The following is a 15,406-nucleotide window of genomic DNA, read 5'->3' on the forward strand; positions in this document are numbered from 1 at the left end:
ATTCGCGTTCAGCGCAACGACGGTTCGCGAACGCGCAGCACCTGATTCGTAGGAACATTGGTGAGCACCTGCCTCGTCCCGCTGGGCCACCGAATTTCGATTTTCTTCGCGCCTTTCAGCTTACCGGTCCCAAAATGGACGCCGAAGTTGCTGGAAGATGCATAGCTCATGGCGGAGGTCATGTGATTGAACTGGCCGTCCACATGGATTTCCGCGCCGATTCCGTCGCGATTACTCCGGACGCCCTCGAGCTTCAAGATCAGCCAGGAATTTTCACCGGGCGTAACGTTTTTCCATAACTCGGGGGCCTCGCCCAACGAGGTGACGACGGCGTCAATCCTGCCATCATTGTTGAAATCGGCAAAGGCGGCGCCCCGGTGCGCCCGCGGCGTGAGGAAATCCGGTCCGGCGGTCTGGGAAGCGTCCTGAAAAGTTCCGTCGCCCCGGTTCAGGAAGATGGCGTTGTGCAGCTTGTATTGGGTCGCTTCGTAGAGCTCCACCCGATCGTTCACGTGAGCGTTGGCGGTGAAAAGGTCTTTCCAGCCGTCATTGTTAAAATCAAACATCCCAAGTCCAAACCCGCTGTAAACCCTGCTGGCCAGCGCCATGCTACTCGAGTAGGTCACATCTTCGAACGCTCCGTGCCCCAGATTTCGGTAGAGAGGGAAGGTCTCGCCTGCAAGCGCCGAGAAAGCAATGTCCGGCAGCCCGTCGTTATCGTAGTCCCGGAAATCCGCGCCCATCCCTGACACGGGATTGCCGGTGTCAAGCAAAGCAACGCCCGCCTGCATACCCACCTCTTCAAACTTGCCGTGCCCGAGGTTGTGGAAAAGGAAATTCCGCATCTTGTCGTTGGTGACGAAAATGTCCATGAGACCGTCACCATCATAGTCGCCAATGGCGACGCCCATTCCCTTGCCGATATACGCAGCGATGCCGGACTCCTGCGAAACGTCCTTGAACTTCCCATTTCCCTCATTGTGGTAAAGGGTATTGGAGAGGCCTTCGAAGGCGCGAGGGTGGCAGTAGACGCGCAGTTGGCGGGACGCATCGCCGCAGAAGGGTTCTGACGCCGGCGACCATTTCAGGTAACTGACCACGAAGAGGTCCAATCGCCCGTCATTATCGTAGTCAAACCAGGCGGCGCCAATCGACCAGGGACTGCTTTTGATTCCCGCCTGTGCGGTCACGTCTTCGAACGTCCCGTCACCGCGATTGTGATAAAGAATGTTCCTGCCGACCCCCGTCACGAAGAGATCGACATGGCCGTCGTTGTCGTAATCGGCCGCGGCGGCGCCCATGGAGTATCCTGCGCCGGCGACTCCCGCCTTTTCAGTCACATCTTGAAAATGAAACCCACCCAGGTTCCGGTATAGCCGGTTCCAGTATTTGGGCGAAGTCTTCTCGAGAGACGGCCAAGCCGCCCCGTTGGTGAAGTAGATATCCGTCAGCCCGTCGCCGTCGTAATCGAACGCCGCCACGCCCCCAGCCATGGTTTCGACCAGGTGCTTGCTCGGAGTCGGATTGTTTTCCAGCACGAATTGCACGCCCGACGCGGCCGTAACATTCTGGAAACGAACAGGCGCGGGAGCAGTTTCTTGCCTGTCCATTGCAGGCTTTTCGTGAGCAGTAGCTCCATGCGCCGCCGCTGCTACCGCTGGCACAAGCAGGCCGGTCTTTAACAAATCACGGCGTGTCCAGCTTTTCATCTCAGACCTCCAATCGAGAGGTCAGTATCATAATCCGCAAACTTTCAAGGAACAACCTGGAGACTTGCAAAATACGGTCCTCCAGGTTTGCGGCTACGACTTCCCTCGCAAGTGGGGCGGTGCGGGGTCTGCGGACTCGGCATTCACGAATTCACGCGGCGAGGTATGGATAAGCCTTTCTCCGAGGCAACTAAGGTTGGGAGGCGGCGGTCAGGAGATCGGATTCGATCTTCCGGAACGCGGCCGCATCACGAACGTAGTCCGTAAAGGATGACATGGCGGTCGATGCCAGGCGATTGGCTTCAGAAGGATTTGTGGCCTTCAGTTGCTGCAGCAATTCGTAGTCTTCGATTCCGGCCAGGAAGCTTTCCATGCGGATTGAGCTGTCAAAGGTCAACTGCTTCCGGTTGGGATAGTAAATAAACGCATCGCCGGAGGGCAGCAGTTCGGTGTTGTTGTCAATCACGGGCTGCGTGTCAAGAATGGGGTCGGGGGTCCAGTAATTTCCCCCCCAGTGCAGGAAGCCCGTGAAGTTGTAGCGAAAGTCGAGCCAGGGCAGCAGCCGCGTTTTAATCAGCGGGAAATCCATCAGGCGGTTGGTGTACCTTCCCCGTGGGTAAAGGCAGGTGTAATACCAGACGGGATGCCCGCTCTTGATCCTCTGTTCCAGCAGGTCCACGGCGTTGTCAAATCTGCCCAGTTGCGGCACCCAGATGTCGCAATCGCTGCGGACGATTTCCGGAATCTGCTGGGCATCGATGGCGTCAATGGTCTCGACTCCGGGCAGGTAGCGCCGAACGAGCGTCGCGATCTTGCCGTAATAAGGAATCTCGTCGCCGTGGGCTTCGTCCAGCACGTGCTGCAGGTAAATTGTTTTCCAACCTTTGCTCTCCAGGTGTTTATCGAGCGCGGTGAGAAAGTCCGCAAGGAAGCGGCGGACTTCAGGCGAGTCCGGCGGAAGCGTTTTGGTGACGATTTTGCCGCCTTCGTATGCGAAAACCTCGACGCCGAGCGGCGCCGTGTAGTAGGGCCGGGTCAGCAGGTGGCTGCCTTCGATGTATCGCAGAGCGCCCGCGGACTGGAAGGTTTCCACCCAGCGATCAAAGTTGCTGAAGTCGTAATTCATTTTCCCGCGCGCCCATTTGGGCTGCACCAGCACCATCAGCGGAGTAATCACCACATTCTGGCGATGCTCCGCAAACACCTGGGCCACATTGCCCACCAGCTTCCACCAGCCGTCAGAAAAAGCGGGCACGCCGAAGAACTGCTGGGTGCTCTGGCCGTCGAGTGTGAACCAGTTGGTGACGTTAAGCGTCTGCTTTTGGGGAACGGTTGCCGCCACGACCTTCAGATGGAAGGGGAGGTGCGCCAGGGCCGCCTGGCCGGCGCTGAGATCGATGGCGCCGCGGTAATCGCCCGCCGGGGTATCGGGCGGTACGTGAATTTCGACCCAGATGGAATGAGTACGGTCCGCTTCAAGGTTAAGCGGAAGCGCGAGCAGTGGATCGGGATACCAGCCGGGCGCCGTGCCCACCAGTTCATCGGCGGGCGGGCCCTGGGTGTGAGAGCCGACCACCACGTAACCAACCTGCCGCAGGCTGAAGTTGGACGCGGCAATCGCGTGGCCTGTTGTGTCCTCGGGCGGATCGAGGCTCGCTGTCAGGCCGGTGAACGCCCTCGTCGAACGAAGCGCAATCTGGATGTTGATGTGCTGATTGCGGGCCGCCATGAATTCTGCCGATGCCAGTTGGCTGGCGCCAACAGCGTCGCCTGGAAATATCTTGACCAGTGAGTCCACAAACCAGGCTTTGAGGCCATGCGAGCCCGTCCCCGGGCCACAGGAAAGCAGGAGTAAAACCGCTGCAAAGCTGAAGAGAAAAATTGCGCGCGATCGTGACGTCATTGGGACCTTCCGCTGATCGGGATTCAGTGCGCAGCCATACTAGCAAACGACGGTTGGGAACTCAATGCCCTATGCAGATTACCGCCCACCGCCATCTGCGAGAGTGGAACGAGCTGGCTTCGGTAACCGGCGCCGTCAACAAGCTGGGAAAAGATCATGCGAATGCGGGCCCTCCATCCTGCTATCATGGACTTTACATTCCATCTCCGGTAGGGTATAAAACTGGACTCACAATTGGCCTGGTACATCTGCATGGAAGCAACAGTCGGCCTGTTCGCAATCTTTAATCCTCAGGCACGCTTAACTCCGGTGTGATTTTAGTCATACGCTGTTCGGTGGAGCAGGAAGTAGTTTCGCGGGAAGGCACAATGCGCCAGGATCGGATGCCGCAGGGAAATTGTGAACCTGTTGAGAGTCTGATGCTCCAGATTCGCAATCGGCTGATGTCTCGAAGAGATTACAAAAAATCGACACTTTGCCTGCTTATTGAATTCATCGGCAGCAGATAATAGAGGCTGAAAAGGAAAGGCTGACAATTTGCCGGGTGACGCTCCCGGCGAGGCCGGCGCTCAAGGATGAGTCGACTGCTCGAGATGGCAACTTTCAGGGGGTGGAACAGGATTGGATTTGGCCTGATCGCAGCCGGCCTCTTTGCAGCTTGTGTTTCCTGCTCGAGTGGGAATCGGCCGCAGGAGAAACATCCTTCATACACGACCTCGGGGCAGTTCACCGTTGCTCACCCCAACATGCAGTCAGCGGCCAGGGACTACTTTGACCAATATCCGACGCACGTCGAGCAGCCAATCGCCTTCACTCACAAGGTGCATCTGAAGAATGGCATGCAGTGTACAGACTGCCACAAGGGCGTGGCTGACGGCCCGGACGCCACCATCCCCAATGTTCAGCTCTGCATGACCTGCCACCAGGTGATTGCAACTGACAAGCCGGAAATCAAGAAAGTGGCCGCCTATCAGAAAAAGGGTGAGCTGATTCCCTGGCAGCGCGTTTTCTGGTTCTACCCGTCGGTACATGTGAAGTTCCGGCACGCGCCCCACATCCGCGCGGGCGTTGATTGCGCAACGTGTCACGGCGACATGAGGCAGGAAACCGTCGCCGTACGCAAGGCAGGATTGAACATGGGTTTCTGCGTAAGCTGCCATCGGATGCGCAAGGCGCCGACGGATTGCACGACTTGTCATTTTTAGGCGTTTCGGCTTCGCGCGAAAACGGGCGGAAACCTGCGCAGCACATTAGTTGAAGGGCATTATGGACCGTCGCAATTTTCTTAAAATCTCGGCAGTGGGCAGCGCTACAGCGGCGCTCGATGCCTGCGGCAAACCGGAGCGCCAGCTCATTCGCTTTATCCCGGAAGAGGAGCTGATTCCAGGAGTTGCCCAGTGGAAGCCCGGGGTCTGCACGCAATGCGCAGCCGGATGCGGCCTTCAGGTGCGCGTGATGGAGGGCGAGGCTGAAGTAACCCGCAAGGGGCAGATCGGCCTGATGAGCATGGGGCTGGCCAAGAAGCTGGAAGGCAATGCCGCGCATCCTGTCAACCGGGGCAAGTTGTGCGCCTGGGGGCAGGCAGGCTTACAGGTGACTTACAATCCTGACCGCATACGATTTCCGTTGCGGCGCTCCGGGGCGCGCGGCTCGGGCGAATACCAGGAAATCAGTTGGGAAGAGGGAATCAAGGAACTGGCCTCGCACCTGCCGCAGCCGAAGACGGCGGGCAAGCCGTCGGCGGTTGCCTTCCTCACCGCGCCGCTTTCCGGTCACCGCTCGGTGCTGATTGAGAAGTTCCTTGCCGCGATCGGCGCCCCGCCGGCAGTCGAGTTTGAATTCTTCGAGCAGACGGTCCTGCGCCGTGCCAATGAATTGAGTTTCGGCCATCATCAGTTGCCGACCGCTGACCTCGCCAACGCAAATTACCTGCTCTCCTTTGGCGCGGATTTTCTCGGAACGTGGAATTCTCCCGTTGCGCAGAATGTGGGTTATGGGACTATGCGCCAGGGCCGGCCCGGGCAGCGCGGCAAGTTTGTGCAGGTGGAAGCGCGAATGTCGCAGACCGGCGCAAACGCTGACGAGTGGGTTTACGCGAAGCCGGGAACGGAAGGTCTGCTGGCCCTTGGCATCGCGCACGTGATTTTGAAAGAGAACCTGCGGCCCGCCGGAAGCGCCGGCGAAGCAGGAGGGCAGATCGATGGCTGGTCGAAAGGACTGCCGGACTATCCGCCCGAGTCCGTCGCAAAACTGACCGGGGTGGAAGCGGCGAGAATCGAGCGGCTGGCGCGTGAGCTGGCAGCGCATCCGCCGGCTGTTGTCCTGATTGGCGGCGCGCCGCTGGCCCAGACGAATGGCCTGGCCAGTGCGCTGGCGGCCAACGCGCTCAACGCGCTGCTGGGAAGCGTTGGTAAACCAGGGGGAGTATTCTTTACGCCACAGCCACCCATGCCGGACGTCGCGAGCCGCAAGGAGGGAGCAACTGTCGCAGCCCTCTGCGAAGGCATTCTGAAAGGGTCTTCGCCTGTTGAGACCCTGCTGGTCTCGAACGCCAATCCGGTTTTTGCCAGCCCGCCGGCGTGGCGAGTGCGGGAGGCGCTGGAGAAGGTTTCATTCATCGCAAGCTTTGGAAGCTTTGTAGATGAGACCAGCATTCTGGCGGATCTGGTCCTGCCGGACCATTCTTATCTTGAATCGTGGGTGGACAGCATTCCCGAATCGGGAACGACGCAGGCGGTCGCCAGCCTGGCGCCGCCGACGATGCATCCGCTGCACCACACGCGCGCCATGCCGGACGTTTTGCTGGACGTGGCGCAGCAACTGGGCGGGAATGCGGCCAAAGCATTGCCGTGGAAGACCTATCAGGAGATGCTCCAGGCGGCGTTCGGCGCGCTTCGCAGCCATCCGGGATCGATTACCGCAAAATCCGCCGACGACTTCTGGAGTGAGGTCCAGGAGAAGGGCGGCTGGTGGGGCGCAGGTTCGCCATCAGCACCGCGCGCGACGAGGAAACCGTCTGTGGCGGTTAAGCTGTCAGGGCCGCAGTTTGACGGCGACGCCCAGGAGTATCCTTTTAATTTTCTGCCCTACGCTTCCATGCAGTTTGGCGACGGTCGCCACGCAAACCTGCCGTGGATGCAGGAGATGCCGGACGCGATCTCGACCGCCATGTGGAGCGCCTGGGTGGAGATCAATCCGCAGACCGCTGAGCGGATAGGCATCCGGCAGGGCGAACTGCTGGAAGTGGCCTCGCAGCACGGCAAATTGCAGGCGCCGGCCCTGATCGCACCCGGGATTGCCCCCGACGTGGTGGCAATGCCGGTGGGCCAGGGGCATGAGAACTATGGCCGCTACGCCAGTGGCCGGGGCGCAAATCCTGTAAAAATTCTGGCCCCGGTGGCCCAGGCCGAAACGGGCGCGCTGGCATGGGCGTCAACGCGGGTGAAAATCGCGCGCATCGGCAAGCCGGGCAAGCTGGTCCTGTTTGGCAGCGGGCTGCGCGAGTGGCCGCGCGAAGACCGCCGGCGCTAGACAGAAGCGGCGCGGATTAACCAGCAAGAAGGCTGGAAGGTGAAAATCTCTATGGGACATCGATGGGGCATGGTGATCGACGAAGACCGATGCACGGGGTGCGAGGCCTGCGTGGCGGCGTGCCATGCCGAAAACAATATTGCGACTGTGGGTGACGACGAGGCGGCGCGCGGGCGCGCCCTGCACTGGATACGGGTGGAACGGTATTACGAGGGCGATTTTCCGGACATCAGGGTGAAGTACCGGCCTGTGCTCTGCCAGCAATGCAGTGATGCGCCTTGCGAGCCCGTGTGCCCCACCTACGCCAGCTATCAGAACAACGAAGGCTTGAACGCCCAGATTTACAACCGATGCATCGGCACGCGCTATTGCGCAAACGCCTGCCCTTACATGGTGCGCTTCTTCAATTTCTACAACCCGGTGTGGGACAAGCCGCTTGATCTGCAGTTCAATCCTGACGTTTCTCTTCGGTCCGTAGGGATCATGGAGAAATGCACATTCTGCATCCAGCGCATCAAGGCTGCGGAAATCAACGCGAAAGCGGAGAAGCGCCCGTTGAAAGATGGCGAATTCAATCCCGCCTGCGTGCAGTCCTGCCCCGCGGGCGCAATGATTTTTGGCGACCTGAATGACCCGGAGAGCAGAGTTTCGCGGCTCTCGAAGTCGAATCGTGGCACAACGTTTCTGGAAGAACTGGGAACTCATCCCAAGGTGGTTTATCTCAAACGCGACACCTGGCACGATGAACAAAACGCCTGAACAGATCAACCAGGATTTACTGCGGCCGATTTACCACGCCACGTGGCGTTTCTATGTGACGGCTGCAGTGCTGGCCGCTCTGGTGGCGGCGGCGTTGTTCGCCTGGGGTTATCAGATGTACTACGGCCTCGGGGTTTCCGGCCTGAACCGGCCGGTATTCTGGGCTGTTTACATCACCAATTTTGTTTTCTGGATTGGCATCAGCCACGCCGGAACGCTGATCTCCGCCATCCTGCGCGTGTGCAACGCCGGCTGGAGGCGGCCGGTGACCCGCTGCGCGGAAGCCATCACGGTTTTTTCTCTTTCGATTGCGGGATTGTTCCCGCTGATTCACCTGGGACGGCCGTGGCTGTTTTTCTGGCTGATTCCTTATCCCAGCGAGCGTGGCATCTGGCCGCAGTTCCGCTCGCCGCTGCTGTGGGACTTTTTCGCCATCAACACCTACCTGATCGGCAGCGTGACGTTCCTCCTGCTCCCCAGTTTTCCGGACTTTGCGCTGATCCGCGACCGGGCGAGCGGCTGGCGAAAAAAGGTCTACGGCATCATATCGCTCGGCTGGCGGGGCACGCCCAAGCAGTGGCATCGCCTCGAGATGGCCATGCGCATCATGGCGGTGGCCATCATTCCGGTAGCCGTGTCAGTCCACACCATCGTTTCATGGGATTTCGCCATGGCGCCGGTGCCCGGATGGCATTCCACCATCTTTGGCCCGTACTTCGTGGCCGGTGCGATCTTCAGCGGCATCGCCGCCCTGATTGTTGCCATGGCCCTGCTGCGCAAGCTGCTGCACCTGGAGGAATACCTCAGGCCCATCCATTTTGATAATCTGGGCAAGCTGCTGCTGGTGATGAGCCTGCTGTGGTTTTACTTTGTTTTTGCCGAGCGGCTGACCACCTGGTATGGCAATTTCCCCGGCGAAATGTCTGTGTTCTGGGCGACGCAGGTTGGAAGTTTCGGTCCTCTGTTCTGGACCATGGTCTTCTGCAATTTCATTATTCCGGCGCCCATTCTGGCCATCAAGAGCCTGCGGAACAAGATCGGCTGGACCGTGGCGGCTTCCATCCCGATTATTATTGGAATGTGGCTCGAACGCTTCCTGATCATTGTTCCATCGCTTTCCTACAAGTATCTGCCCTACAACTTCGGGACGTATCGGCCGAGCTGGGTGGAAATCATCATCACAATCGGGACATTTGCCGCTATCGGCCTGCTGTACCTGATCTTTTCCAGGGTGTTCCCGATTATCTCGATTTGGGAACTGAAGCTGGGCCTGCCGAAAAAAGAAGAGGCGCCGGAGCTGGCGCAGCAGGAAGCCGCTGCCGGGCAGGCCCAGGTTGGGTGAATGGAGACGAACCCGATGAACGCCATCTACGGACTTTATCCTGATCCCGGATCAGCGCAGCGTGCGTTCAACGTGCTGGAGCGCGCCGAGAGCGAGTTGGGCTTCAGCGACAGGGATATCGCGGTGCTCTCTGGGGAGCCGTATGAGGGGTACGGATTTGGCCAGCGCGACAACGTGACACGGATGCCGTGGATTGCCGCGCTCGGCGCGTTGGTGGGCGGCCTCAGCGGCTGGGTATTCGTTGTCTTTACCCAGAAGGACTACCCGATGATTTCAGGCGGCATGCAACTGGTGACCAAGTGGCCGAACGGCATCATCACCTATGAGCTAACCATGCTGGGAGCCATCCTGACAACCTTGTTTGTGCTGTTGATCGCGGCGCGAATTCCGGACTGGAGCGGTCGCAAGCTGTACGATCCCGCCATCAGCAATGGCAAAATCCTGATTGGAGTCGTCAACCCGCCGGAGACCGCGCGCGCAGCGCTTGGGACCCTGTTGCGGGCCGCGGGTGCGGAAGCTGTGAAAGAGTTCGGGAACTAAAACTGAGGAGGCACGATGCGACGAAGAGTGTTGAAAGCCGTCAGAGGGTTTGGTGTGGCGGCGCTGGCGCTGGCCCTGCCGGCGTCTACTGTCTCGTGGGCGCAAGGCAAATCAGAATTATCTCCGGCGGCGAAGGCGGGCCAGCAGATATTCGAGCAGCAATGCGCGTTGTGCCACTACTCCGACCAGGCGAAGAACAAGATCGGCCCGGGGCTGAAGGGAATATTGAAAAACAAACAGCTTCCTTTTTCTCACAAACCCGCTACGGTTGCCAACGTCCGCGAGCAGATCGAGAAGGGCAACCCGCAGGGCAAACCCATGCCAATGCCGCCCTTTGCGGGCAAGCTCTCAGCGAAAGACATCAGCAGCCTGATCGACTACCTGAAGACCTTGTGACGCCGCCGGCCTCGATGCCAGCATGGCGAGGCCGTGCCTGAGAGCCCTTCCCGCCGTGGTGCTCAGGACCGGTAGAACGGCAACGGGTTGGGGCCACTCAAACATCTTTCCAGAAATCCTGAAGGGGCGTATTCTACCTCACACTGCCTGTTGGCTCTGGCAGGCCCAGGCTCATCGGAGGTCGAAGAAGATGAAGAGTCTCGCGTTCGCATTCCTGCTGGTCATTGTGCCATGCGCTTTCGGCGCGGAAAGGACGGTCGCCCCCACCTGGCTCCATCGGAAACTGGCGGACGCTCCCGAAAAACCCACAGACATCAGCACGCCGAGCTGCCACTACAAAGCTATTTTTGGCGCAGGCGATTCTGAAACCAGGATCGTCCGCAGCGTTGCCCGCTTCGGCGAAGTCATCATTGATCCCCAAGGCCAGTGCAAGGATGTCTCCTACCCGGGCGAAGAACAGATTTACTACGTTCTCGCGGGCGGCGGGACCCTCAGCTACGGAGGACAGAAGGCCTCCGTTAAGAAAGACGATTTCATGTACCTTCCACCGCAGGTCCGCCACGGCATGGCAAACCCATCGAACTCGCCGCTCCGCTTTGTGGTGATGGGATTCAACATTCCGCGAAGCACGTCCATACCAGCGCCACCCTCTCAACTCCAGATCGCGAACGCCAACGACGTCAAGCTGCAAGCGGTGTCAGGACATCCGGAATCAACCCAATACCGATTGCTTCTGGGAGGCAGGCATGGGACCAGGGACAAGCTCGATTGCGGAATTGTGGTGACCAGCTTGTTTCTGATGGAGTTTGCCCCGGACGGGACCAACTTTCCTCATCACCACGAGATGGCGGAAGAGATTTACCTGGTCCTCGACGGGCACGGCGACATGGTGGCCGGAGGAGGCAATAACGGCGTCGAGGGTCTCCATCCCAGCAGCGCCGGCGATGCCTACTTTTTCCGGCTGAACTCCACGGTCGGTTTCTATAACCGGGGGAAAACCAAGGCGCATATTCTGGCGGTGCGATCATGGTATCCATTTCCTAATCGCGACTTCCAGAACTAGCGTCCCGCGCCTGGCAGCCTTTGCCACCTCCAGCAACCGTACAGGCCGCTGCCAATTGTTTCTCACAAACTGAACTTGCGAGTGTTGCCTCTGCGCGGACAGGATTACAATACTTGCGTTTGTGGCGGCTGAGAACCGGTGGCCGGAAGAATCCGTTCGTCAGCCGAAATAACGGGTATACGCTCGCTGAGATTATCATTTGCGGGGTGCGACAGAATTGAGCAAGCAAGAAGCTGATGATCTAGCAGGAACAACATCCAGCCGGCGTGATTTTTTGAAGAAGTCATTTGCCGCCGCTGCGTCGGCTCCTCTTTCGGCAGGGGGCGCAGCGGCGCAGGGCGCTGACGGGCAGCCTCGGGAATCTCCGAACCTGAAACCGCACAATATTGTCATCATCATTGCTGACCAGTTTCGGGGGGATTTTATTGGCGCGAATGGCCGCAACCCGATGGGCGTGACGCCAAACCTCGACGCAATGGCCGAACGCGGCGTCACGATGCTGAACGCGGTGACCAATCAGCCCTTGTGCTCTCCTTCGCGGGCGTGCCTTTTTACCGGCCGCTACGCCACCGAAACCGGAATGTGGAAATTGCCGCCCGGAGTTGAATTGGACCGCAGCCTGCCAACCCTGGCCAGCATTCTGCGAAGTCACGGATACACAGCCAACTACGTCGGCAAATGGCACCTGGCGCCGATCAGTGCGGACGGCAAGACAGGTCTGGGATTCGTTGAGCCACAGGATCGCGGTGGTTTCCTCGACCTGTGGCAAGCGTCCAACGTTATTGAATTAACTTCGCATCCTTATGAAGGCACTATATGGGACGGCGATGGCAAGCCGATGCATTTCAAGGACGTTTACCGGGTGGACTATCTGACCGACCTGGCGGTGCGCTTCCTGAAGCAGCGCCATCAGAAGCCGTTTCTGCTGGTCCTTTCGCAGCTCGAGCCGCATTTTCAGAACGAGGTCAACGCTTTCGTGCCGCCCAGGGGATATACGGAGCGCTACCAGAATCCCTTCGCGCCCGAAGACCTGCGCTTCTTTCCCGGTGACTGGCAGGCGCAGCTTCCGGGCTACTACGGCGACATCAAGCGCATTGATGAATCGGTTGGGACCGTGCTGAAAACTCTGGCGGAGGAAAACCTGGAGGAGAACACGATCGTTTTGTTCATCAGCGACCATGGTTGCCATTTCCGCACCCGGAACACCGAATACAAGCGAAGCCCGCACGATAGTTCCATCCGCATTCCGCTCATCATGCAAGGGCCAGGGCTGAACCTGTCGCGGAGAGTAAGCGAAGTGGTCAGCATGGTGGACGTGACCCCTGCTTTGCTGGATGCCGCGGGCATTCCGGTCCCTGCCTCGATGAAAGGCCGAAGCTTCCTGCCGCTGCTCAACCAGCCGAAAGGCCGGGCAAACTGGCGGAGCGAAGCGTTCATTCAAATCAGCGCGTCGATGGTGGCCCGGGCGCTGCGGACCGATCAGTGGACCTACTGCGTTCTCGATCCCAACGGCAACGGAGACCGCGATCCCCACAGCATGCACTACCAGGAATATCAGATGTACAACCTTGGTGCCGATCCGCACCAGTTGCTGAATCTGGCCGGCCGCAAAGACCCGCCGCACCTGGTCCATTATGAGGGTGACCGGCCGCTGCCCGAAATTGCTGCGTACCTGCGTGAAAGGCTGATGGCGCGGATGGTTGATGCCGGTGAGGAAGCGCCGCAAATCGATCCAGCCCGCTTCTATCCCTGAGGACCTCTGCCGTCGCCGCGGTCGTCCTTTATCAGCGCGCTCTTCAGAGGCAGCGGAGGAGACGCGCGCCAGCCGCAGTTGGGTCCCTCCGACCTTCGTCTATCGCGCGCCTTTAACGGGCTTCGGCCTGGGCAGTCGTCGCCGTGTCCTGGCTTTTGTTGCACGCCACCGGGCTATGTTCGAGCATGCTCACCGCGCCGGCCACAGTGCCCGGATCGTCGAGTCTGACAAACGACTCGGAAACGTCTTTGAAATGCACGTGGATTCGTCCCAGCACCAATTTGCTGCCATCAAGGTCTACTTTGAGGAATGTTTGTTTCCAACTTCCGCCCGGAACAATTGACTGTTGCATCGTGAAATGACCTCCCTGTTTAAGGCTCGCCAGAAATCCCCACCCAAAATTCACGTCCTCGAATAAGGTGCCTTCGATTTTGGCCAGGCGGTGACTTGCGGGGTCCACCCAGAGAGTGCCTCGCATGCCCTTGAGCAAGGAAGCTTCATGCGACTGTGGCTGAAATCCTGGATTGGGACGAAACTTGATGACAATCCATTGGCCGCTTTGCTGCTCTCCCTGATATTTAAAAATGAAAGCGTCCGGGACCGCCGCCATCAACGTATCAATCCGGTCCGATTGTTCTTTTTCGTCCCGTGCCTGGCGCTGCTGAAGTTTTGCGTCCGAGGCAAGTTTCTTCAAAGAATCAGAGTCTTTGCGGCATTGCGCTTGTGAAGGCGGTTTCCCGTTGACAGAAACCACCTCTCCAATTTCTCCGTTCGGGGTTTCTATTCTGATGCTTGTTTGTGTGCCGTCGGGGCTTTTCTCTTCCTGAACAAATTTGTAATAATTCTGCGGATTCTTGCGAGCGAATTGTTCCTTGCGGGTAACATCCTTGACGAGGTCGCGGGCGCTGAGATGAGCCGGTTGCTTGCCCTTGGCTGAGGCGCAGAAAAGAGCTCCTGGCCCGTTGAGCAACAGGCCCAGAATTACTATCGAACATCCCCACCGTTCGACCCACTCCACCGTGGGCGTCATCGGGCCTTTGTGCCGTATCTCGAACTGGGACCTGATTTGCAGTGGAACCGTGGCTGTTGCATTGTACTGTTGTTCATGCAATCTCACGTGGTTCTTCTTCCGGTCCCTCGCCACCGTGCGGGCTCGCCTGCGCAGCCATGGCGCTTTCCAGGTTCAGCAAGACCCTCAACTGTTCCGGTCCGCGGCCGCAGACGATGCTGTTGAACACAGCTAGCAGCTATCCCTCTTTTACATGAGCAACTCCAGTTCCGTTCTCTGCAATTCTCAAAGTCATTGAATGCCGGAGGGTTAACGGACGTGGCGCGGGGCCCGCCTGCCTTTTCAATGATGCACAAAGTTCTTCCCGGTGGAATTCTTGGCGGCCATGGAACGTGGCTGCATTCGTCGCGATAAATACCGATCCAAATTACTCACTTCCGTGATACTTGAAGTTTTAGTGGTTTGATGGCGGGTCCCGCAGCTAATCACGGCGCGCGGCGGCTGAGATTTGGGTGATGGCAAAAATGCAGGCGCATGGAAATGGAAGCATGGAGTTGGATCTGACCTGTGCAGACAATCTCGATAGTGGCGGACCGTTTTTCCTGAACGCCGCTAAGTCCCGATCAGTTTATTTCGCACGGCGAAGATGACCAGGTCACTTAACGTGTTGGCATGCAACCGGCTCATAATCTGATAACGGTGCGCCTCAACCGTACGGTTGCTGATGCCCAGGATGTTTGCCACTTCTTTGTTACTGTTTCCGCGGGCCACCAGTCTCAGGACCTCCAACTGGCGAGGTGTGAGGACCTTAGGGTCCTGCGGTCCAGGCTGCCGGTCATGATAATCCTCAATGCAGCTTTTCAGAACGGTCTGAGTAATGCCGGGGCTGAAGAATTCCCGATTTTCGCATAAAGCTTCCACGGCCTCGATCAGCCGGCCGTCGAGGTCTGACTTCAGCACGTAGGCGTGGGCCCCTGCCTCCATCGCCCCCCGGAACATTGACTCGGTGTCGTGGATCGTCAGCGTGAGAATGCCGACGTTCGGGTCGATCTCATGGATTTTCCGGATCGCTTCAAAGCCCCGCATTCCAGGCATGGAAATGTCCATGATCAAAATGTCGGGCTTCAGCGTCTTGACCCGCTCCAAAGCCTCCTCGCCTGTGCGAGCTTCTCCGCAGACTGACCATCCATCGCGAGTTTCCAGCAGCGTCCGCACCCCTCGCCGGACCACCGGATGATCGTCTGCAATCAATATGCGAATGGCATTCATCATATAAGGGCCTCCTTTCTCCCCGTTGACTTTCACGAAGGGACCCTCGGTGCTACCGTATCCTTGGGAAATCGAAAACGCTCCTGGGACACGGCCAAACCCAGCGCGGAGGCCGCCAGGTCTTACCACGCC

12 protein-coding genes are annotated in these 15,406 nt (G+C 58.6%); 8 read left to right on the forward strand and 4 right to left on the reverse strand.

Annotated features, from left to right (window positions below; translation table 11 throughout):
• Positions 1 to 8 precede the first annotated feature (8 nt).
• Positions 9 to 1,709 (reverse strand): CRTAC1 family protein, encoded by a 1,701-nt coding sequence (locus tag VFQ24_11910; protein ID HET9179053.1) that lies wholly within the window; start codon positions 1,707 to 1,709, stop codon positions 9 to 11.
• 190 nt (positions 1,710 to 1,899) lie between these two features.
• Positions 1,900 to 3,612, reverse strand: a complete 1,713-nt coding sequence (locus tag VFQ24_11915) for a DUF4091 domain-containing protein (protein HET9179054.1) — start codon at positions 3,610 to 3,612, stop codon at positions 1,900 to 1,902.
• 575 nt (positions 3,613 to 4,187) lie between these two features.
• On the opposite strand from VFQ24_11915, the gene VFQ24_11920 reads away from it, so the two are divergent.
• The 8 genes from VFQ24_11920 (at position 4,188) to VFQ24_11955 (ending at position 12,996) form a co-directional block, all read left to right on the forward strand.
• Positions 4,188 to 4,817 (forward strand): cytochrome c3 family protein, encoded by a 630-nt coding sequence (locus VFQ24_11920; GenBank protein HET9179055.1) that lies wholly within the window; start codon positions 4,188 to 4,190, stop codon positions 4,815 to 4,817.
• 61 nt (positions 4,818 to 4,878) lie between these two features.
• Positions 4,879 to 7,143, forward strand: a complete 2,265-nt coding sequence (locus VFQ24_11925; protein ID HET9179056.1) for a molybdopterin-dependent oxidoreductase — start codon at positions 4,879 to 4,881, stop codon at positions 7,141 to 7,143.
• A 51-nt stretch (positions 7,144 to 7,194) separates the two neighbouring features.
• Complete coding sequence (locus VFQ24_11930; protein ID HET9179057.1) at positions 7,195 to 7,902, forward strand: 4Fe-4S dicluster domain-containing protein; 708 nt, start codon at positions 7,195 to 7,197, stop codon at positions 7,900 to 7,902.
• Positions 7,886 to 9,244: an NrfD/PsrC family molybdoenzyme membrane anchor subunit gene (gene nrfD, locus VFQ24_11935; protein HET9179058.1), complete on the forward strand. Its 1,359-nt coding sequence runs from the start codon at positions 7,886 to 7,888 to the stop codon at positions 9,242 to 9,244. The genes VFQ24_11930 and nrfD overlap by 17 nt, the downstream gene beginning before the upstream one ends.
• Positions 9,245 to 9,784: a quinol:electron acceptor oxidoreductase subunit ActD gene (locus VFQ24_11940; GenBank protein ID HET9179059.1), complete on the forward strand. Its 540-nt coding sequence runs from the start codon at positions 9,245 to 9,247 to the stop codon at positions 9,782 to 9,784.
• Positions 9,785 to 9,799: 15 nt separating this feature from the next.
• Positions 9,800 to 10,180 carry a cytochrome c gene (locus VFQ24_11945; protein ID HET9179060.1) on the forward strand — a complete coding sequence of 127 codons (381 nt, stop codon included), beginning with the start codon at positions 9,800 to 9,802 and terminating at the stop codon, positions 10,178 to 10,180.
• A 190-nt stretch (positions 10,181 to 10,370) separates the two neighbouring features.
• Positions 10,371 to 11,243 (forward strand): cupin domain-containing protein, encoded by an 873-nt coding sequence (locus tag VFQ24_11950; protein ID HET9179061.1) that lies wholly within the window; start codon positions 10,371 to 10,373, stop codon positions 11,241 to 11,243.
• Between the two features lie 274 nt (positions 11,244 to 11,517).
• Positions 11,518 to 12,996 carry a sulfatase-like hydrolase/transferase gene (locus VFQ24_11955; protein ID HET9179062.1) on the forward strand — a complete coding sequence of 493 codons (1,479 nt, stop codon included), beginning with the start codon at positions 11,518 to 11,520 and terminating at the stop codon, positions 12,994 to 12,996.
• 112 nt (positions 12,997 to 13,108) lie between these two features.
• Here the strand turns inward: VFQ24_11955 and VFQ24_11960 are convergent, their stop codons facing one another.
• Both VFQ24_11960 and VFQ24_11965 read right to left on the reverse strand, forming a co-directional pair.
• Positions 13,109 to 14,113: a hypothetical protein gene (locus VFQ24_11960; protein ID HET9179063.1), complete on the reverse strand. Its 1,005-nt coding sequence runs from the start codon at positions 14,111 to 14,113 to the stop codon at positions 13,109 to 13,111.
• 504 nt (positions 14,114 to 14,617) lie between these two features.
• Positions 14,618 to 15,277: a response regulator transcription factor gene (locus VFQ24_11965; protein ID HET9179064.1), complete on the reverse strand. Its 660-nt coding sequence runs from the start codon at positions 15,275 to 15,277 to the stop codon at positions 14,618 to 14,620.
• Positions 15,278 to 15,406 lie beyond the last annotated feature (129 nt).

The organism is Terriglobia bacterium, assembly GCA_035712365.1.
Lineage (GTDB): Bacteria > Acidobacteriota > Terriglobia > UBA7540 > UBA7540 > SCRD01.

Excerpts from the sequence above, each read along its gene's own strand:
- VFQ24_11940 (HET9179059.1), top strand. The coding sequence starts at position 9,245 with ATGGAGACGAACCCGATGAACGCCATCTACGGACTTTATCCTGATCCC.
- VFQ24_11930 (HET9179057.1), top strand. The coding sequence starts at position 7,195 with ATGGGACATCGATGGGGCATGGTGATCGACGAAGACCGATGCACGGGG.
- VFQ24_11950 (HET9179061.1), top strand. The coding sequence starts at position 10,371 with ATGAAGAGTCTCGCGTTCGCATTCCTGCTGGTCATTGTGCCATGCGCT.
- VFQ24_11910 (HET9179053.1), bottom strand. The coding sequence starts at position 1,709 with ATGAAAAGCTGGACACGCCGTGATTTGTTAAAGACCGGCCTGCTTGTG.
- VFQ24_11920 (HET9179055.1), top strand. The coding sequence starts at position 4,188 with ATGAGTCGACTGCTCGAGATGGCAACTTTCAGGGGGTGGAACAGGATT.
- VFQ24_11945 (HET9179060.1), top strand. The coding sequence starts at position 9,800 with ATGCGACGAAGAGTGTTGAAAGCCGTCAGAGGGTTTGGTGTGGCGGCG.
- VFQ24_11925 (HET9179056.1), top strand. The coding sequence starts at position 4,879 with ATGGACCGTCGCAATTTTCTTAAAATCTCGGCAGTGGGCAGCGCTACA.
- nrfD (HET9179058.1), top strand. The coding sequence starts at position 7,886 with ATGAACAAAACGCCTGAACAGATCAACCAGGATTTACTGCGGCCGATT.
- VFQ24_11965 (HET9179064.1), bottom strand. The coding sequence starts at position 15,277 with ATGATGAATGCCATTCGCATATTGATTGCAGACGATCATCCGGTGGTC.
- VFQ24_11915 (HET9179054.1), bottom strand. The coding sequence starts at position 3,612 with ATGACGTCACGATCGCGCGCAATTTTTCTCTTCAGCTTTGCAGCGGTT.